The 19,770-nt window shown below is 63.4% G+C and carries 16 protein-coding genes; 14 read left to right on the forward strand and 2 right to left on the reverse strand.

Features of this window, described 5'->3' with window-relative positions:
* From ABD919_RS00400 to ABD919_RS00430, 7 genes are all read left to right on the forward strand, one after another.
* On the forward strand, nt 1–366 hold a 366-nt coding region (locus ABD919_RS00400), incomplete at its 5' end, for a sensor histidine kinase (RefSeq protein ID WP_345232756.1).
* A gap of 48 nt (nt 367–414) precedes the next feature.
* The gene (locus ABD919_RS00405) at nt 415–2,421 is read left to right on the forward strand and encodes a tetratricopeptide repeat protein (RefSeq protein ID WP_345232758.1); all 2,007 of its coding nucleotides are present in this window, start codon (nt 415–417) and stop codon (nt 2,419–2,421) included.
* A 167-nt stretch (nt 2,422–2,588) separates the two neighbouring features.
* The gene (locus ABD919_RS00410) at nt 2,589–3,269 is read left to right on the forward strand and encodes a response regulator (RefSeq protein WP_345232760.1); all 681 of its coding nucleotides are present in this window, start codon (nt 2,589–2,591) and stop codon (nt 3,267–3,269) included.
* A 248-nt stretch (nt 3,270–3,517) separates the two neighbouring features.
* Nucleotides 3,518–5,551, forward strand: coding sequence for an RICIN domain-containing protein (locus ABD919_RS00415; protein WP_345232762.1), 2,034 nt, complete (start codon nt 3,518–3,520; stop codon nt 5,549–5,551).
* A gap of 193 nt (nt 5,552–5,744) precedes the next feature.
* The gene (locus ABD919_RS00420) at nt 5,745–6,647 is read left to right on the forward strand and encodes a DUF6929 family protein (protein ID WP_345232764.1); all 903 of its coding nucleotides are present in this window, start codon (nt 5,745–5,747) and stop codon (nt 6,645–6,647) included.
* 240 nt (nt 6,648–6,887) lie between these two features.
* Nucleotides 6,888–7,949, forward strand: coding sequence for a cobalamin B12-binding domain-containing protein (locus ABD919_RS00425; protein ID WP_345232766.1), 1,062 nt, complete (start codon nt 6,888–6,890; stop codon nt 7,947–7,949).
* 179 nt (nt 7,950–8,128) lie between these two features.
* Entirely contained in the window at nt 8,129–9,736 is a 1,608-nt protein-coding gene (locus ABD919_RS00430) for a S8 family peptidase (protein WP_345232768.1), read from the forward strand.
* Between the two features lie 89 nt (nt 9,737–9,825).
* On the opposite strand, the gene ABD919_RS00435 is transcribed toward ABD919_RS00430, so the two are convergent.
* Both ABD919_RS00435 and ABD919_RS00440 read right to left on the reverse strand, forming a co-directional pair.
* A complete protein-coding gene (locus ABD919_RS00435; RefSeq protein ID WP_345232769.1) occupies nt 9,826–10,302 on the reverse strand; it encodes a hypothetical protein in 477 nt (158 codons plus the stop codon).
* 262 nt (nt 10,303–10,564) lie between these two features.
* A complete protein-coding gene (locus ABD919_RS00440; protein ID WP_345232771.1) occupies nt 10,565–12,055 on the reverse strand; it encodes an IS1182 family transposase in 1,491 nt (496 codons plus the stop codon).
* Nucleotides 12,056–12,321: 266 nt separating this feature from the next.
* Here ABD919_RS00440 and ABD919_RS00445 point away from each other — a divergent pair, with 266 nt between their 5' ends.
* The 7 genes from ABD919_RS00445 (at nt 12,322) to carA (ending at nt 19,633) form a co-directional block, all read left to right on the forward strand.
* Complete coding sequence (locus tag ABD919_RS00445) at nt 12,322–12,852, forward strand: GAF domain-containing protein (RefSeq protein WP_345232773.1); 531 nt, start codon at nt 12,322–12,324, stop codon at nt 12,850–12,852.
* A gap of 595 nt (nt 12,853–13,447) precedes the next feature.
* Nucleotides 13,448–14,428, forward strand: a complete 981-nt coding sequence (locus tag ABD919_RS00450) for an aspartate carbamoyltransferase catalytic subunit (protein WP_345232775.1) — start codon at nt 13,448–13,450, stop codon at nt 14,426–14,428.
* Nucleotides 14,429–14,611: 183 nt separating this feature from the next.
* Nucleotides 14,612–15,931: a dihydroorotase gene (locus ABD919_RS00455; protein ID WP_345232777.1), complete on the forward strand. Its 1,320-nt coding sequence runs from the start codon at nt 14,612–14,614 to the stop codon at nt 15,929–15,931.
* Nucleotides 15,932–16,074: 143 nt separating this feature from the next.
* Entirely contained in the window at nt 16,075–16,476 is a 402-nt protein-coding gene (locus ABD919_RS23905) for an Imm50 family immunity protein (RefSeq protein WP_425556390.1), read from the forward strand.
* A gap of 64 nt (nt 16,477–16,540) precedes the next feature.
* A complete protein-coding gene (gene purE / locus ABD919_RS00460; RefSeq protein ID WP_345232779.1) occupies nt 16,541–17,053 on the forward strand; it encodes a 5-(carboxyamino)imidazole ribonucleotide mutase in 513 nt (170 codons plus the stop codon).
* 78 nt (nt 17,054–17,131) lie between these two features.
* A complete protein-coding gene (locus ABD919_RS00465) occupies nt 17,132–18,385 on the forward strand; it encodes a 5-(carboxyamino)imidazole ribonucleotide synthase (protein WP_345232781.1) in 1,254 nt (417 codons plus the stop codon).
* Nucleotides 18,386–18,556: 171 nt separating this feature from the next.
* Complete coding sequence (carA, locus tag ABD919_RS00470; protein WP_345232783.1) at nt 18,557–19,633, forward strand: glutamine-hydrolyzing carbamoyl-phosphate synthase small subunit; 1,077 nt, start codon at nt 18,557–18,559, stop codon at nt 19,631–19,633.
* Nucleotides 19,634–19,770 lie beyond the last annotated feature (137 nt).

The raw sequence follows: 19,770 nt of genomic DNA on the forward strand, positions 1-19,770 counted from the left end.
CCGGACGGGCGGCTGAAGGTGCAGCTGGAAGTGGTGGGCCTCGACCAGGGCGGGCGCCTGGAGCCGACGGTGGAGAACGTGCTGTTTCGCGTGATTCAGGAGCTGGTGCAGAACATCATCAAGCACGCGCAGGCCACGCAGGTCACGCTGCAGATTATCCGCTCCGAGCGGGAGCTGACGGTAATGGTGGAGGACAACGGGGTGGGGTTTGACCCCAAGGCCCTGGGGGAGGAGGCCGGCATCGGGCTGCGCAACATCGAGAGCCGCATGGCTTACCTGGGCGGGCGGGCCGACTTCGACGCCGCCCCCGGCCGCGGCACCACCGTCGTCCTGGAAGTACCCCTCACGGCAGTGGTGAATGAATAAGATGCAGTGAAGATGAGCATTAATCTTACCTCGACTTGCTGCTGGCTGATGCCTTACCAGCGCTTTTTTTTAAAGGGTGGTTGGGCCTGGGGCCTGCTGGTGCTGCTGACCTGCGCAATGGGCAGCCATGCGCAGGTACCAAAGCGCGACCAGCGGGCGGTCGACAGCCTGCGCCGCGTAGTGGCCCAGCACCCCCGCGACACCCACGGCACCAAGGCCCTGGTGACGCTGATGTATAACTTTCTGTACAACGACACGGCCCAGGCCGGGCGCTACGGCCGGCAGGCCGCCAAGCTGGCCCTGGCCCTGAACGACCAGCAGCGCCTGGCCCGGGCCTACTACAACCTGGCCACCCTGGCGGCCATGGAAGGACGGCTCGACGAGTCGGTACGCCGCCACCTGGTGTCGGCCCGCTACTTTCTGGCCGTCGGCAACCCGCTCTGGGCTGGCCACAACTACGCCAATGCCGGCAACCGCCTGAGCAGCACCGGCCGCTTTGAGGAGGCCATGCGCCTGAGCCTGCGCGGCCTGCAGCTGCGCGAAGCCGCCCACGACACGGCCGCCGTGGCCGATTCCTATGGCAACATCGGCCAGATTTACCTGGAGCAGCAAAACCTGCCCGCGGCCCAGAAAGCGTATGAGGAGTCGCTGCGGGGCTGGCAGCAGGCGGGGGTGACCCCCTACGTAGTACGCTGCCTCAACCACCTGGCCATTATCCACCGCGATGCCGGCCGCCTGGACCGGGCCCGCCGCTACGTGGCCCAGGGCCTGCAAACAGCCGGCGCCGACTCCCTGGCTGCGGCCAGCCTGCTCCTCACCCTGGCCGTGCTGGAGCAGCACCAGGGGCGCTGGGCCGCGGCGCTGCCCCTGCTGCGCCGGGTAGAAGCGAATTACCAGCGCCAGCCGCCCGGTCGTATCACGCCGCAGGGTCAGGCCGACCTGTTCTCCATCATCGGCGAGTCGCTTACCAAAACCAGGCAGCTTGGGCAGGCGGCGCCTTACCTGCGCAAGGCCCTGGCCCTGGCCCGGGCAAGCAACGCCCGCCAGGAAGAGTCCGACGCCCTGAGTGGCCTGGCCAACCTGGCCGAGGCCCAGGGCGACTTTCGGGCCGCGTTTGAGTATCATCGCCGCCACGCCGCCCTCAACGACATGCTGCGGGCCGAGGCCGCCACCCGCAGCGTGGCGGATATCCAGACCCGCTACGAAACCGAAAAGAAGGACGCCCGCAACCGCCTGCAGGCGGCCCAGCTGCGCACCCAGCAGCAAATTATCCGGCGGCAGCGCCTGCAGCTTATCGGGGGCTTGGTTATTGCGGCCCTGCTGGCCGGCCTGGCCTACCTGCTTTATAACCGCCACCGCCTGCAGCAGAAGGTGGCCCTGGAGCAGGAGCGGCAGCTGGAGGAGCGGCAGCGGGCCACGGCCGTGCTGGATGCCGAAGAAGCCGAGCGCCGCCGCATCGGCGCCGACCTGCACGACGGCGTGGGCCAGCTGCTGAGCGTGGTCAAACTCAACGTGAACGCCCTGCACGAGGAGCTGGGCACCCGCCTCGACCAGGACCAGGCCCGCCGCTTCGGCGATGCCCTCGACCTGGTGGATGAGAGCGTGCGCGAGGTGCGCAGCATCAGCCACAACCTGCTGCCCAACGCCCTGATTAAGCGCGGGCTGGCCCGCGCCGTGCGCGAATTCCTCGACAAGGTGCAGCAGCCGGGCCGCCTGCGCATCCGCCTCGAAACCCTGGGCCTGGAAGAAACCCGCCTCGACCCGGTGGTGGAAAATGCCCTGTACCGCGTCATTCAGGAGCTGGTGCAGAACATTGTGAAGCACGCCCAGGCCAGCGAGATGGACCTGCAGCTGATTCGCCACGAACACGAGCTAACCCTGCTGGTGGAAGACAACGGAGTCGGGTTTAGCCCCGATGAGCTCGGGCCGGACGCTGGCATCGGGCTGCGCAACATCGAAAGCCGGGTAGCTTACCTGGGCGGAGCCCTGCACCTCGACGGCCGGCCCGGGCGGGGAACCACCGTGACGGCGACAATTCCGCTGGCCGCGAACTGATGTTTGTTCCAACATTTGATAAATATTATCCACATTTGCCTTGTTTTGATGGTCGAAGCCCTGAAATTCGTGGTGTCTTATCCGTACATTGGGCAAGTTCCATTTCACCCGGTTCCCATTTCTGCTCCGTCCTTTCAACATCCTGCTTCTGCAATTTCCAATAGGCTATGAGTGAAATCTCCACAACTTCGCCGTCCCGTATAAACCTGCTGCTGGTCGACGACCACCAGATGGTGATTGAGGGCATCAAAACCCTGCTCAAAACCGACCCCGTGGTGCGGGTAGTAGCCCAGGCCAACTCCGGCGATGAGGCCCTGCGCCGCCTGCGCGACCACCCCGAGGTGCAGCTGGCCATTGTCGACCTGAACATGCCCCTGATGAGCGGGGTGGAGCTCACCCGCCACATCCGGGCCGGCTTCCCCGGCATTCGGGTGATGGCGCTGAGCATGTTTCACGACCATGCCTCGGTGATGGAAGTGCTCGAAGCCGGCGGCTCGGGCTACCTGCTGAAAAACACCACCAAGAACGAGCTCAGCGCCGCCATTCGGGACGTGGCCTCGGGCCGCACCCACTTCAGCCAGGAAGTAGGGCAAACCCTGCTGCAAAACCTCGACGTGCCCAGCCAGCGCGGCCCCGCCGCCGAGCAGCCCGTGGAGCTGACCACCCGCGAAAAGGAAATCCTGCAGCTGGTGGCCCAGGAGAAGTCCAACCACGACATCGCCGAAGCCCTGTTTATCTCGGAGCGCACCGTGGAGACGCACCGCAAAAACATCCTCACCAAAACCAACTGCAAGTCGGTTATCGGGTTGATTCAGTACGCCATGAAGCACAAGCTCATTACCTCCTAAACGAGCTGCTTCCTTACCCGGCCCTGCCGCTGCTCTGCCCTGGGCCAGGGAACACGGATAGAGGACTCTTCCAGGCTTGGGAGGGTCCTTTCTCTTTGCCAGTTTCTCAACCAGTAGTAGGCATGCGAATGCTGAAAATTCAGAATATCAGTGTCTTGGCCCGGTAGCGCAGCCTTTTCAGCGTTCCCGCCGTTCTTTTGTGGTTTCCAAGGCCGCGCAAAGCTCCGGCTGGGCGCGCCCGCTTGCTTATGAATCGACTGCTGCTGTTCCTGCTGCTGCTGCCTGGCTACTCCTGGGCCCAGTACTCCACTTTTGTTCCCGATGAGCGCACCTATTACGGCCTGATTGACCGCGGCAGCGGGCGCTGCCTCGACGTAACCGGAGCCAGCACCACGGCCGGCGCGGCTACGGTGCAGTGGGAATTTACCCATGCCCCCAGCCAGCAGTGGCGCTTTGTGCCGGTGCGCACGGGCAGCGAGTACTACCGCATCGAGTCCCGGCACAGCAAGCTCTGCCTCACGGTAGACAAGCCCGGGGAGAACATGCCCCTGGTGCAGCGTGCCTTCCAGGGCAGCGAGTCGCAGCAGTGGAAGCTGGTGCCGGCGGGCCCGGCCGGCAGCTTTCAGCTCGAAAACAAAGCAGACGGACGCTGCGCGGGCCTGGCGGCCACCGACAAGTTTAACGGCACGGCCGTGGTGGCGCAGAAGCCCGCCGGGCGCTCGGTGCAGCAGTGGCGGCTGTTTGGGCTGCGGCTTAATGTAGCGCCGGGCCCCTCCGGTTTTGGCCCGCCCGCGCCGCTGAGCGGAGCCGTCAACTCGCCCGGCCATGAGCTGGCGCCGGTGCTGGCCCCCGACGGCAAAACGCTGTACTTCACCCGCACCAAGTTTGCCGGCAACACCGAGGGCAACACCGACACCGGCGACTGCTGGATGAGCACGTCGGCCGATGGCGGCCAGACCTGGGCGGCTCCCCAGCGGCTGGATGCCGTGAACACGCCCCAGGACAACGGCGTGGTGGGGCTGGTGGGCGACAAGGCCCAGACCCTGCTGGTGCGCGGCAGCTACGAGCGCGACGGCAGCTTCCGCGACGAAGGCCTGAGCCGCGTGGTGCGGGCGGCCGCCGTGCCCGGCAGCACCCCCAAAGCGGCCCAGCCCCAGGCCCTGCGCATTGCCAACTACTACACGGCCACGCCCGGCGCGGGCTTCTTTATGAGTGCCGACGAGAAGGTGCTGATACTGTCGCTGGAGCGCGGCGACTCCCAGGGCGCCAAAGACCTGTACTACAGCCGCCCCGACGGCGCCGGGGGCTGGACCGAGCCCGCCAGCATGGGAGGCGTGCTGAACTCACCCGGCTGGGACTTCGCTCCCTGGCTGGCGCCCGATGGCAAAACCCTGTACTTTGCCTCCTACGGCCACATGGGCTACGGCTCAGCCGACATCTTCATGAGCCAGCGCCTCGATGAGGGCTGGACGAAGTGGAGCGAGCCGCTCAACCTGGGCCCGGGCATCAACGGGCCGGGCTTTAACGCTTACTTCAGCCTGCTGCCCGACGGCAAGACGGCCTTCTTCAGCTCGGCGCCCACGGCCACCGGCACCGCCGACCTGTGGCGGGCGGCCTACGCCCCCGTGCCCGACAGCGCCAAAGCCGACCAGCCCCTGGCCGTAACCGAGGCCCGCGCCTTCCTCAGCGGGCGGGTGCTCGACGCCCGCACCAAGCAGCCCGTGGTGGGTGCCGAGGTGAAAGCCATTCTGCTGCCGAATGCCCAGGGCGTGCAGTTCAACGCCACCGGCCGGGCCGACAACTCCGGTTTCTACCAGCTCTCGCTGCTGGCCGGCCGCTACCGGCTGTCGGCCAGCGGGGGCGGGCTGCTCACCACCAGCGACACGCTGCTCATCACCGGCTCGCCCCGCCGCGACCTGCTGCTGCTGCCCGCCGCCGTGGGCGAGAAGGTGGATTTGCCCTCCATCATCTTCGCCCAGGGCAAGGCCGGCCTGCTGCCCTCGTCCTACGTCGAGCTCAACCGCCTGGCCATGGCCCTGCAGACGGCGCCTAACATCGAAGTGCGCCTGGAAGGCCACACCGACAACGTGGGGCCGGCCGACAAAAACCAGCAGCTCAGCGAAGATCGGGTGGCAGAAGTGAAACGCTACCTGGTGAGCCGCGGCGTGGATGAGAAGCGCATCACCACGGTTGGTTTCGGTGGCTCCCGCCCCCGCTACTCCAACGAGCGGGAAGAAACCCGCAAGCTGAACCGCCGGGTAGAGCTGGTAATCGTGAAGTAGCTTGGTGCTTGGTGCTCAGTGCCTAATTAATCTAAGAAAGGCCGTCATGCTGAGCGAAGGCGCAGCCGTAGTCGAAGCATCTCTACCACGAGAGTATATCCAATCAAAAAGGATTACTTCCCCTGGCAAGATGCTTCGACAAGCTCAGCATGACGTTCTATTTTAAATGCCCAAGCACTAAGCACCAAGCACCATGAAAGCCACCATTCTCTCCGAAACCAGGCTGCCCGACCTGCCCTCGGCCTCGGGCATCGAGATTATCGGGCCCACGGCCTACGTCATCGGCGACGACTCGCCGCTGCTGTACCTGCTCGACGCCGCCACGCTGGCACCCCTGGCCCGCATCACGCTGTTCGAAACCAAGGAGTTTGGCGGCGGGCGCATACCCAAGGCCAGCAAGCCCGACCTGGAAGCCCTGCTGGCCCTGACCTGGCCCGACGGCCGGGCCGGGGTGCTGGCGCTGGGCTCGGGCAGCACCCCCGCCCGCGAGGTAGGCTGGTTTGTGCCGGTGTCGGGCGCCGCGCCGCATAAAGTAAGCCTGGCGGGCCTCTACGCCCTGCTGCGCCGCCTGCTGCCCGCCGGCGAAACCCTGAACCTGGAAGCGGCCGCCGCAACTGATAAAGACATCCTCCTGTTTCAGCGGGCTATCGGGGCTGTGCAAGCAGGGCAGGGGCTGGTAAACCGCGTGTTCATGTTGCCCGTGCTGGAGGTTCTGCGCTTCCTGAGCGGGCAAAGCAGCACGCTGCCCGCGCCGCGGGTGCAGCAGCTGCCGCTGCCGCTGCTGGCCGGCAAGCCCGCGGGCTTCTCCGGCGCCACCTTCGCCGAGGGCCGGCTGTTTGTATCGGCGTCGGTGGAAGATACCCAGGATGCCGTGCTCGACGGCGAAGTGCTGGGTTCCTTCGTGGGCTTCGTGGACCTGGACAAGCAGGCCGCGCAGTTAGCGCATTTAACCTGGGCCGATGGCCGCGTGTACAAGGGCAAGGTGGAAGGCCTGGCCGTGCGCCGGCAGCTGGCTCCCGGCCACTGGGAACTCTTGCTCGTGACCGACGACGATGCCGGCGGCAGCACCGCCGCCATTGCCGAGCTGAAGCTGTAGCCGTGCTGCCCGCGGCATTTTCATCAGCTGCTCGGCCGGCCTTTCAGAATAATTACCGGGGTAAATACGGATTTTTTTGGACAGTTATGGCAGTAAAACCGCTGGCTTACAATTCCTTTTTTGAACGGATATATTATAGAAATGGGTTGTAATTCCAGCCTGACCCTCGCAAACGAACGTACCAGAGCGCTGTATCAGCGCTGAACGGACTGCAGTTGCAGGGGGCGGCGTACCTTGCCTATGAACCACCTCCTGCGCGAACAGATTGTGCAGCGGCTCTACTCCGAACTGGATGGCCTGGCCGAATCGGCCGCCAAGTTCCTGCTGGCCGAGTCTGACAGCCCCACGCCGAGCGAGCCGCCGCTTGACATGCTGCGCAGCCACGTCCTCTCGCTGGCCGACTCCGTGCTGATGAACAGCCCGGCCCTTTTTGAAGCCCACCTGCTGCAGGCCCGGCAGCAGCGCCCCGCCCGGGCCGAGCTCATGCTGCGCCAGCACCTGATGGCCCTGCGCCAGGCCTTGCTGCTGCGCCTGAACGTGGGCGAGTACGTGGTAGTAGCCGCCGCCCTGAGCGCCGGCAGCCACTGGCTCAGCGCCCCGCTGCCCGAGGGGCCGCCTGAGACTCCCGTCGATGCCGACGAGAAAACCCTGCTTTTTGCCCAAATGGCGGCCGACTACCTTACCCTGCTGCTGGGCGCCGACCGCCGCGGGGCCACGCGCCTGCTGCTGGACGCCGCCAGCAACGGCACCGATGTGCGCGACCTCTACCTCTACGTGCTGCAGCCCGCCCAGCGCGAGGTGGGCAACCGCTGGCACAGCGGCGAAATCAGCGTGGCCGAGGAGCACTACTGTACCGCGGCTACGGCTTCGGTAATGGCCCAGCTGCAGCCCTACTTTCAGGATACGCCCCGCAACGGCCGCCTGCTGCTGGCCGCCTGCATCTCCGGCGACCTGCACACCCTGGGCTTGCAGATGGTGGCCGACTTCCTGGAGCACGACGGCTGGGAGGTGCGCTACCTGGGCGCCAGCACCCCCATCGACAGCATCCTGCGCATGATAGCCGACCAGGGCGCCGAGCTGGTGCTCACGGCGGCCTCCATGGCCCACCACGTGCCCCTTATCCGGGAGCTGGTGGCGGCCATCCGGCGCGACCCGGCCACCCGGCACGTGCGCGTAGTGGTGGGCGGCCGCCCTTTCCTCTACGACAACGAGCTCTGGGAGCGCACCGGCGCCGACGCCTGGGCCGGCAGCGCCGACCAAGCCGTGGAAGTGGTGCGCGGCCTGTTCAAAAAGAAAGGCTGAGCTCCGTCAGAACAACACTGCGAGACACTGCGCTTTACCACTGCGAACACTGCGGGAAAGCTCGCCCGGGGTAAAATGGTCGATTTGAATAATGGCGCAGCTCCCGTTGCCAGGTGGGCTGCAACCTTCGCTTTGCCTCACCCTACCTTAGGCCCCCGTGCCCAATAGGCCCTTTTCGTATGCCCCTCAAGCCCCATGCTGTCCTGCTTGCCCTCGCCGGCAGTTTTTTTATCCTCGAAGCCCAGGCCCAAACCAACCCGGCCCTGCGCTGGCAGCACCTGGATATGCAGGCCGACGGCGTGCCGGGCATCAGCGCCGACCGCGCCTACCGCGAGCTGCTCAAGGACCGGCAGCCCACGCCGGTACTGGTGGCCGTCATCGACTCGGGCATCGACTCTACCCACGAAGACCTCAAGCCCATGCTATGGCTTAACCCCCGCGAGATAGGCGGCAATGGGGTAGATGATGATAAAAATGGCTACGTGGACGACCGCCGCGGCTGGAGCTTCCTGGGCAACAAAAGCGGGCAGAACATCACCGCCGAAACCATTGAGGATACCCGGCTCTACGCCCGCCTCAAGCCGCTCTATAACGGGAAGAAGCGCCCAAAAAAGCCCGGCCAGCAGGCCGAGTACGACCTCTACCAGCGCGTGAAGGCCAGCTACGAGCAGAAGCGCAAGGAAGCCGAGCAGCAGTACGAGGAGCTGAGCAGGAACTACATCCTCAACCGCGACCTGTTTGCCAAGATGAAGGCCGAGCTGGGCGTGACGCGGCTGGACACCGCTACCCTGCGCCGGGCCGCCGCCGCTAGCACCGAAACCAGCAAAACAGCGGGGCGCGTCAACGGTTTCCTGCGCCGCAACGGCTACCCCGACACCGAAGCCAGCCTGGAAGCCCTGAGCAAGTACATGGCCTCTGCCAAGGACAAGCTCGATACCCACCTCAACCCGGCCTTCAACCCCCGCGGCCTGGTGGGCGACGACCCCAACAACCTCAGCGAGCGCCTGTACGGCAACGCCGACATTCAGGGCCCCGATGCCTCGCACGGCACCCACGTGGCCGGCATCATCGGGGCCGACCGGGCCAACCAGCGCGGGCTGGAAGGCATTGCCGGGCCCTGGGTGCGCATCATGGGCGTGCGCTCCACGCCCAACGGCGACGAGCGCGACAAGGACGTGGCCAACGCCATCCGCTACGCCGTCGACAACGGCGCCCAGATTATCAACATGAGCTTCGGCAAGAGCTTCTCGCCCGACAAAGCCGCCGTGGATGCCGCCCTGCAGTATGCCGACCAGAAAAACGTGCTGGTAATTCACTCGGCCGGCAACAGCAACCAGAACCTCGACTCCATTCCCGACTTCCCCTCGCCGCGCTACCTCAGCGGCCAGGAAATTCCCAACATGCTCACCGTGGGCGCCAGCGGCCGCCACAACACCCTGGAGCTGGCCGCGCCCTTCTCCAACTACGGCAAAACCATGGTCGACGTGTTTGCGCCCGGCGTGGAAATCTACTCCAGTACGCCCGGCAACGGCTACGCCAAGAAAAGCGGTACCAGCATGGCTGCACCGGTAGTAGCCGGCATGGCGGCCGTGCTCAAGGCTTACTTCCCCCAGCTCACTGCCGGGCAGCTCAAGCAGCTTATCATGCAGTCGGCCGTGCCCTACCACACCCAGGTGTACCGCCCCGGCACCCGCGAGCCCATGGACTTCGCCAACCTCTCCAAAACCGGGGGCATCGTGAACCTTTACGAGGCCGTGAAGCTGGCCCAGGCCGGTGGGGGGAAGTAGGAGGGAAGTTAGTAGGGGTGAGCTACCCTTTGCTGGAACTTGGGTTTTACCTCTTAGGGGCGGGTAGCTGGTGTTAAGCAAGAGTGTAGCTAAGGGCAGGAAGTAAAATCCCTCAGGATACGCCGCAACCTGTGCAAAGCCCTTTTCTTCCGCCAAGCCATCACCAAGCTCTTGTTGACGGGGTCTTGGACGTAGGGATTAGGCATCGACCACCGGCTACCAGCGAAACGATAGGGGGCACGTTGAGCAAAGGCAACCCGAAAATCATCTCGTTTCTTCTTTTCCCTTTCCTTGGGTGCTGCCCGGGCAGATGGTGTAAAGTGTACCGAATACGGCTGCACAACGATGCGACTCGCCTGCCGGAACAGTCGGTCCAGTGCTGCACTGCGTTGCGGCGATAAGGGCACTGGGGGCGATTCAAGGTAGAAGGTGTCTTTCCAAGAGACCGCAAATTTCTTCACGTGGAAATACGGCGACTGGCTGGGCTTGAACACGTACAAAGTATAATTGCAGTCGCTGGCGCTGTGTTCTTGGTAGAGTCGAACAAATCGAACGGATTCTTCCACGGAATGGGGCGCAGTGAGGGGGGCAATGGTAGAGCCGTAGTCTAGCGCATGGTTCATGAACCATTCCATGCTGTCTAGTGGCACCTGTGCCCCGGCCTTGCCGGGAAGTACCATTAATAGCGCCCAAAGGAGCCCCAATGCAACAAGGTGAACTTGGATGAAAGGCAGTGTTCGGGATGTGCGCACTAGGAAAGGTTTATTCAAAATAACGCTCGTGGCTGTTGCAGAAGTCAAGCAAGTTAGCTCTGTGAGTAGAGGCGGGTTAGGTAAGTTGATAGCCGCTTTGATAAGAAGCGTGTCTGACGCGTCTATTGACCGCTAAAAGCGGCTTAGGCAGGGCGATTGCCAGGCTCAGTTGCTGCTGGGGCCGGTGCTTGAGCAGCTTTTTGAGGTTGTAGGCCACGGCCGTGAGCAGCATGGTTTTGTGGGCGCCGGCCTGGCTGCGCACGTTCATTCGGCGCAGGCCGTAGTGGTGCAGCAGGTGACCGAAAACGGGCTCGACGGTGCTTTGTCGCAGGCGACGCTGGCGGTGCCCGCGGCGGGTTTGCTGCCGCTGCCAAGCTCGGTAATAGGCCGCGTCGTAAATCGTTTTGGTGAGCTGTTTGCGTTTAGCGCCGGGCACGCAGGTGGACTTGAGCGGGCACTGCTGGCAGTCGCTATAGGCGGCCCAGTAGAGCTTGACCCAGCTGCCGTCGGTCGTCACCTCGTGGCGGTGAAACGGCAGGACCTTGCCCGCTGCGCAGGTGTAGGCATCGGCGCTGCGGTTGTAGGCGAAGCCCGCTATTTCGGGCTTGTACTGGCCAAAAACGGGTATCCAGGCCGTGACCTGCTGGGCTTCGAGCAGCGCGTAATTCGCGCCGTTGGCGTAACCGGCATCGGCCAGCAAGTCGCGTAGCCGCAGTTCGTTGGCGCGCAAGCGCCGCTGCAGGCCGGTCAGCAGCCGGGGCAGGTGCAGGCTGTCGCGGCTATCGGCGTAATCGGCCTGCACGTGGCTGATAACGCCGCGCGCCGTGTCCACGGCCAGGCTGCAGAGGTAATTGAGCGCCCGGGCCTTGCCGGGCTTGATGGAGATGCGGGCATCGGGGTCGGTGGGGCTGTAGTGCGTCTTGTTGCTCAGCAGACGGGCTTTTTCGTGCTGCGCGCCCAGGGGGCCGGGCTCGCTCCGGCGCTTGGCTTGCCGGGCGGCTTCGCGGCGCAGCTGGTAGGCCGGGGCGGTAACCGCCGGCGCCACGGGTGCATCTGTGACCAGAAACGGCCGACGGGCGCCCGCCGGCTGCTTCTCGCACACGCTGTCAAGCGAGGCGTTGGCCTTGACCGGGGCCGAATCGACGGCCTGCGTATCGCCGGCGACTAGCCCCCGGGCCACGCACTGGGCAAAGACGTGGTCGAACAAGCGCTCGAAGACCGCGGCCGGGAAGAGTTGGCGGGTGCGGCTCACGGTCGAGTGCCAGGGCAGCTCTTCGTTCACTTCGTAGCCCAGAAAGAAGAGAATGTCGAGCCGCAGGGCGCAGTGCTCGACCAGCCGGCGGTCACTCACCAGGTTTTCCAGCCGGCCTACCAGCACGAGCTTGAAAAATACCACCGGGTCGAGGGAGGGCTGCCCGGTATGGCTGTAAAGCGCCCGGGTCTCTTCGTAGAGAAACGACCAGTCCACCAACTCGGCCAGCCGCCGGTACAGGTTGTGGGGCGGCACCCGCTCGCTGAGCCGAAACCGGGTCACCTCTTTGTCCAGAAATGCCTTCTTGCCTTGCATCTTCCCTCTACGAACCCGGGTTCTGCAACAGCCACGCTCCATTTCCTAAACTTCTGGCTAATGTCCAAATAGAAGGTGTAGGTGTCCTTCTGCAGAGTCAGGCGGGTTTAATAAACTCGTCTACGATTTATAGTTTACGAAACGCAACTTTCAGTTGAGTTTCGTAAACCTCCTGAAGGCACCTCAGCCACTGTTTTGCTGGTGTAAGGGAAACCAGAGCCACCTTTTTCGTTAAAGGGTTATTCCTAATCACCCCGCAACCTTACATGGCACTTTCTCCCCTGGCCGAGCTGCAGGCCGCGCTCGACGCCAACATTTCTCCCGAGGAAGCCCTGCAGCGTGCCATCGACCTGGTAGGCCTGCACCTGCGCGCCGACCGCTGCTTTCTCTACGTGCGCGACCCAGCCCGGGGGCGGGGGCGTATTGCCCTGGTCTGGCGCCTCGACGAGGCCGTGCCCGACCCGCGGCACGACTGGCAGGACGACACCGGCACGCTGCCTGAGCGGGACCCGCTGTTCCGGGCGGCCCTGGCTGCCCGGCCCTCGGTGTATGTCGACGATGTGGGCGAGGGCGGCCCCGAGGTGCTGAACCAGGAGTTTGAGCGCCGCACCTTCGGGCATCGGGCCCTGGTGCACGCCCATATCATTGAAGCGGGCCAGCTCTGGGGCATTCTGCAGCCCTGCGTATTTGGCCACCCCCGGCACTGGACGGCCGCCGAGCGCGACTACCTGGAGGCGGCCCTGCCGCTGTTTGGGCCGGTGGTGCAGGCCTATGTGCGGGAGCAGGGTGCAAGCTGAACAGGCCAGCGGAAAGGGCGTCCCGCCTGCGGGCAGCTCCGGAATAAAGAGCCAAAGTTAGGGTGGATTGTGCTTGCAAAGCAATTGGTTACGCGAGCCGCAATTTTTTTTGAAGGCGAATGCGTTGGCAAAAAGCGCGTCGATTAGCCTGTTAGGTTGAAAATAAAAATTGAGAAAAGCAGGGCAATAAAAATTTAATGTTACCGATGATTTGCTGGGCATAACAATGCCGTAGTTTTGCAGTATGCTTCAACCAAAAAACATGTTGATGAAGCGCGGGGCCCTGCTCGACAGGGAGCTGCGAGTAGACCACCAGGTCTTCGCCAGCATCGGTTCTCCCGATTTTGCCGTTGGTGTTCCCGCTGTTTTTTCTGGTTTTTGCCCCGCCGCCGTTTCGGATTCCGAAACGGTTTTTTTATGCCTGTTGAGCTCGTCGGCTGATGCCCCGCAGCTGCCGAGGGTGAAGCCGTCAACTCGTAAGCCTGTGGGCCCGAGCAATTCTGATAAGCTGCAAACACGGGGTAAGAGCATCAATCACAGATAGTCTTACTCGTTCCTTACTACTGACTACGTACTTCCTTTTCCCAACTCCGGTATGGCACGTAAAGACCTGCTCGACATCGCATCCCTGCACCGTGAGGAAATCGAGTTTCTGCTCGACCAATCCACGTCGTTTAAAAAGCTGTTCACCCGCTCGGTGAAGAAAATCCCCGCCCTGGAGGGCAAGTCCGTACTCATGCTCTTCTACGAGGCCAGCACCCGGACGCATTCCTCCTTTGAGGTTGCTGCCAAGCGCCTCTCGGCGGAAGTAACGAACTTCAACATCGACCATTCCTCCATCACCAAGGGCGAGTCGGTGCGGGAGACCATCGAGACGCTCCAGGCCATGCGCACCGATTATATCGTCGTCCGCCACAGCCACTCTGGCCTGCCCGGCATGATTGCCCGCCAGACCACGGCCTCGGTTATCAATGCCGGCGACGGGGCGCACGCGCACCCGACCCAGGCCCTGCTGGATGCCTTCACCATCAAGGAAAAATTCCCCGACCCCCGGGGCAAGAAAGTCCTCATCATCGGCGATATCCTTCATTCCCGCGTCGCGCGCTCCACCAGCACGCTGTTGCAAAAGCTGGGCGTGGAGGTTGCCTATCTGGGCCCGGGCTCGCTGGTGCCTAAGTATGTGCCGGGTAGCATCCGGCGCTTCACCGACTACGAGGCGGCCATGGCCTGGGCCCCCGATGTGGTGTACCTGCTCCGCGTGCAGATGGAGCGCCAGGACGTGCAGTTTTTCCCCAGCCTCCGCGAATACCACCGCGTCTACGGCATCACCAACGACCGGCTGGCGGAAATCAGCGACCGCGGCCTCTACATCATGCACCCCGGCCCCGTGAACCGGGGGGTGGAGCTGTGCGACGCCGTGATGGACTACGAGCGCAGCCTGATTACCAACCAGGTCGAAAACGGCATCTCCGTGCGCATGGCCGTGCTCGACTGGCTCACTCCCGGCGGGGAGTTCCCACGGCAGGAAGCGTATGCCGCCCCGCAGCGCGCCAGCTCACCGTTGGTGACCCCCTAAACTGGTTAGAAACTCAAAAGGCGGTCATGCTGAAGGCAGTGAAGCATCTCTACCACGAGAGTAAACCTAATAAAAAGGGAGTTACTGCTGCGGGCAAGATGCTTCGACTCCGCTCCGCTCCGCTCAGCATGACGTTCTCATAGCCTTCAACAACTTACAAAACAGCCCCACCCCCCTCCATCTATGCTTCTCCTTCAAAACGCCCGCATTGCTTCCGAAAATTCACCCGTGCTTGTCGAGGGCGATGTCCTGATTGTCGAAGGGAAAATTCAGGACATTGGCAGCAGCCTGACCATTCCCGAAGGCGCCCGCGTCATCGACGCCCGCGGCCGGGTGCTGATGCCCGCCATGTTTGATGCCCACGTCCATTTCCGCGCCCCGGGCTTTGAGAACAAGGAAACCATCACCACGGGGAGCGAAGCGGCCATCAACGGCGGCGTGACCGGCGTGGTGATGATGCCGAACACCCGGCCGGCCCTCGACTCGGCGACTGCGATAGCCACCGTGCTGGAAAATGCCAAGGACCGGTCCCGCATTCCGGTGTATACCTCCGGCTGCGTCACCAAGAACCGCGAGGGCAAGGAGCTGGCGGAAATCGAGGGCATGCGCGGGCTGGGGGTGAAGATGCTGACCGACGACGGCGACACCACCGCCGACCCGGCGGTGCTGCTGCGGGCCATGCAGTATGCCACCGAGTTCGGGATGTTTTTCGCCAGCCACTGCGAGGTGCCGGAGCTGGCCGGGCCGCGGGCCCTGAACGAAGGGGTGATGAGCTACCGGCTCGGCATCAAGGGCTCGCCGGCCTGCGCCGAGGAAATCATCATCGACCGCGATATCCGCCTGGCCCGGGCGGCGGGGGCGCACGTGCACATCCAGCACGTGTCCAGCAAGCTGGGCATGGAAACCATCCGCTGGTGGAAATCCCGCGGCGATGTGAAAGTGACGGCGGAAGTGGCCCCCCACCACCTGATGTTCACCGACGAGCACATCGGCGACTACGACACCAACTACAAGATGAACCCGCCGCTGCGGACGCAGGCCGATTGCGATGCCCTGCTCGAAGGACTAAAAGAAGGTGTCTTCGACCTCATTGCCACCGACCACGCGCCGCACACGCCGTTCGAAAAAGCCCAGGATTTCATCAGCGCGCCCAACGGCATCACCGGCCTGGATACGGCCCTGGTGTCGCTCTACCACCACTTCGTGCTGCCCGGCAAGTTTGGCTGGGACCTGGTGGTGAAGCGCTACTCGGCCGAGCCCCGCCGCCTGATGGGCCTGCCGGTGCCCAGCATAGCAGTAGGCCAGGAAGCCAACTGCGTCTTGTTTGATACCGAAGCGGAAACCACCTTCACCAAGGAGTTCATGAAGTCCAAATCCCAGAACACGCCCTTTATCGACCAGACCCTGCAAGGCCGGGTAGACCTGGTGATTCTGGGCTCGGAAATCCTACTGGAGCGCGAGCAGGTAGGGCTTGCCCAGGAAACAACCAGCACGGCACGCTAAGCGAACCAATAAGTTGTTTAAACGTCATGCCAAGCAAAGAAAGTCGTTAGAACGTCATGCTGAGCGGAGCGTAGCGCAGCCGAAGCATCTCTACCGCTTCGACCGCACGGCTGCAAACGCTGTTCCTAGTAATTACTGTCTCGATGTGGATAAAGCACATATTGAATCCCAAAACCATAACGAGTATTTATCCGGCGGAGCCACCATCATTAGCGCAAGTGCAGTTGTATGAGGTGGTTATTGTTTGTGGCGTTGACTTACAATGTAAGCTTAATTTCGACTTGAAGGATTTTCCTGCTGATGCCCCAATCAAATGGAGCCAGCGGAAATACAACACAGTTCAACTGAGTCTGAATCTAATTCAAACCGAGCTAATACAGTGTACTATTCCCAGCGGAAGCGCCATTGGAGACTTGAGTATTATTCACGATGGAGCACGCTTTCAAATAACGTTCACCATACAACCGCAAGGAGTCGTTTTTCAAGCAACAGCTACTTGGATACATGTCGATAACATAACAGGTTATCGAAAAGAACAAGCCTAGTTAACCGCACAACGAAGCGGTAGAGATGCTTCGACAAGCTCAGCATGACGACCAAATAATTTCGATGAGTACTCTTTCTCCTTCCAATTCCCCCAATCCCCTCATCGGCGTGGTGATGGGCTCCAGCAGCGACTGGAGCACCATGCAGCACGCCGTGCAGATGCTGGCGCACTTCGGCGTGGCCCACGAAGCCCGTGTGGTGTCGGCTCACCGCATGCCCGACGACTTGTTTGCCTACGCCGAGCAGGCCGGCCCGCGGGGCTTGCAGGCCATTATTGCCGGGGCCGGGGGGGCCGCCCACCTGCCGGGCATGCTGGCCGCCAAAACCACCGTGCCCGTGCTGGGCGTGCCGGTAGCCAGCCGCCATCTGCAGGGAGTTGACTCCCTGCACAGCATCGTGCAAATGCCCAAAGGCGTGCCAGTAGCTACTTTTGCAATCGGCGATGCCGGGGCGGCCAACGCCGCCCTGTTTGCCGTGAGCCAGCTGGCCCTGCACGACCCGGGCCTGGCGGCCCGGCTGCAGGCCTTTCGCGCCGCACAAACCGAAGCCGCCCGCGCCATGACGCTGCCGGTATGAAGCAACGAGCCAGCAGCGTATAGCCGCTAGCTTCTTATTGATGGACAACTCTTTCATTTGAACAGACTACCCGCAATTTTGGAACAAGCGCCGGACGACAACAAGCCCGTGGCGGCCCCGACGCCGGTGCTGCCGGGCAGTGCGGACGCCGCCGGCCAGCGGGCCACCCTGGGGGTGATGGGCGGCGGGCAGCTGGGCCGCATGTTTGTGCATGCCGCCCAGCGCCTGGGTTACTTCACCGTCGTGCTGGACCCCGACGCACAAAGCCCGGCCGGGCTGGTAAGCCACCACCACATCCAGACCGACTACGGCGACCCGGCGGGGCTGGCCCAGCTAAGCCAGCAGTGCCAGGCCATCACCACCGAGTTTGAAAACGTGCCCGCCCAGGCCCTGCAAGCGCTGGCCCAGACGCGCCCCGTGGCGCCGGGCGCGGCCGTGGTGGGCATTGCCCAAAACCGCATTGAGGAAAAAGCCCATTTCACGGCCTGCGCCGACGTGTCGGGGGTGAGCTGCGGGCCCTACGCCGTGATTGAAACGCCGGCTCAATTGCAGGCCGTGCCGGCGGATTTGCTGCCCGGTATTCTGAAAACTGCGCGCCTGGGCTACGACGGCAAGGGCCAGGTGCGCGTCCGGACCGCCGCGGAGCTGGCCGCCGCCTGGGCCGGGTTGGGCGGCGTGGCCTGCGTGCTGGAAAAGCTGCTGCCGCTCAGCGCCGAGTGCTCGGTGCTGGTGGCCCGCGGCTGGGACGGGCAGGTTGTGGGTTTCGCCCCGCAGCGCAACGTGCACGTGGATGGTATTCTGGCCGTTACCCACGCCTACGAGGGAAACCTGCCGCCCGCCCTGGCCAGCAGGGCCCGCGACGCGGCCGTTGCCATCGCGCAGCAGCTCGGCTACGTTGGGGTGCTGTGCGTGGAGTTTTTTGTGGTGGACGACGGCAGCGCGCACGGCGCGCTGGTGGTGAACGAAATGGCCCCGCGCCCGCACAACAGCGGCCACTACACCCTGGACGCCTGCGACGTGTCGCAGTTTGACCTGCAGGTGCGGGCCATGGCGGGCTTGCCCCTGCCGCTGCCGCGCCAGCATTCCCCGGCCATCATGCTCAACCTGCTGGGCGAGGTGTGGCTGGACGAGCACGGGCAGCGGCGCGAGCCAAACTGGCCAGCGGTGCTGGGCCTGCCGGGCACGCACCTGCACCTCTACGGCAAGGCACAGGCGCGCGCCGGCCGCAAGATGGGCCACCTCACCATCACCGGCCCGGATGTCGTCAGTGTCAGGACGGTAGCGCAGCGCGCCGCGGCGCTGCTTGGCCTGCCGGGGCAGGATTCCATCTAAAAAATGTAGTCAACAGCGCAAATCACGTTAAACGGTCGTGCTGAGCGAAGGCAAAGCAGCGCTACCGCGCCGACTGCGCAGCTGCCAGTGAGCAGTAGCGATTCTCCGACCAAGAGACGCCAGTCAAGCATGAACTTTTGCCTATATTATTACTAGTTGAACTGCCAGAACATGACCCAAACCGTAAAACTCATCCTCGAAGACGGCACCGAAATTCAGGGTAACTCCTTCGGGGCCTTCACTTCCGCCGCGGGCGAAGTGGTGTTCAGCACGGCCATGACCGGCTACCCCGAAAACCTCACCGACCCATCCTTCGCCGGGCAGATTCTAGTGCTGACTTACCCTATCGTGGGCAACTACGGCGTGCCGGGCGAGGAGCTGTACGAGTCGATTTCCAGGATTTTCGAGTCGGACAAGATTCACATTGCCGGGCTGGTAGTAAACTACTATTCCGAGGAGCACAGCCACTGGAACGCTGCCAAAAGCCTGGGCGACTGGCTGAAGGAGTACAACATCCCCGGCATCTCCGGGGTGGATACCCGCATGCTCACCAAGAAGCTGCGCGAGAAGGGCGCCATGCTGGGCAAGATTGTGGCCGAAGAGGACATTGCCCTGCACGACCCCAACCTCGACAACCTGGTGGCCCAGGTAAGCCCCGCCGGCGTGCAGCGCTACGGCCAGGGCCAGCACAAAATCGTGCTGGTGGACTGCGGCACCAAGACCAACATCATCCGCTGCTTCCTGGAGCGCGACGTGGAGCTCATCCGCGTGCCCTGGGACTACGACTTCAACACCCTGGACTACGACGGCCTGTTCCTGAGCAACGGCCCCGGCGACCCCAAGATGTGCGAGGCCACTATCAGCCACCTGCAAACGGCCCTGCAGGGCGACAAGCCCATCTTCGGCATCTGCCTGGGCTCCCAGCTCATGGGCCTGGCGGCAGGCGGCGACACCTTCAAGCTCAAGTACGGCCACCGCAGCCACAACCAGCCGGTGAAGCTCACCGGCACCCAGCGCAGCTACATCACCAGCCAGAACCACGGCTTCGCCGTGGACACCGCCACGCTGCCCGCCGACTGGGACATGCTGTTCGAAAACCTCAACGACGGCACCTGCGAAGGCATCAAGCACAAAACCAAGCCGTTTTTCTCCACGCAGTTTCACCCTGAAGCGGCGGGCGGCCCGCAGGATACCGAGTTTCTGTTTGATGAGTTTCTGACGGCGGTGGCGGACTATAAGCAACGCTAACCCCACCCCAACCCCTCCCCTCCGGGAGAGGGGCTTTTGTTCTAGTCTTTCGCTTCAAGTTAACTGCTTACAACTACACCCACGCGACGTCTGGCACCCCTTCCCTACCGGGGAGGGGGCCGGGGGGTGGGGCCACA

The organism is Hymenobacter saemangeumensis (genome assembly GCF_039541835.1).
GTDB classification, from domain to species: Bacteria; Bacteroidota; Bacteroidia; order Cytophagales; family Hymenobacteraceae; genus Hymenobacter; species Hymenobacter saemangeumensis.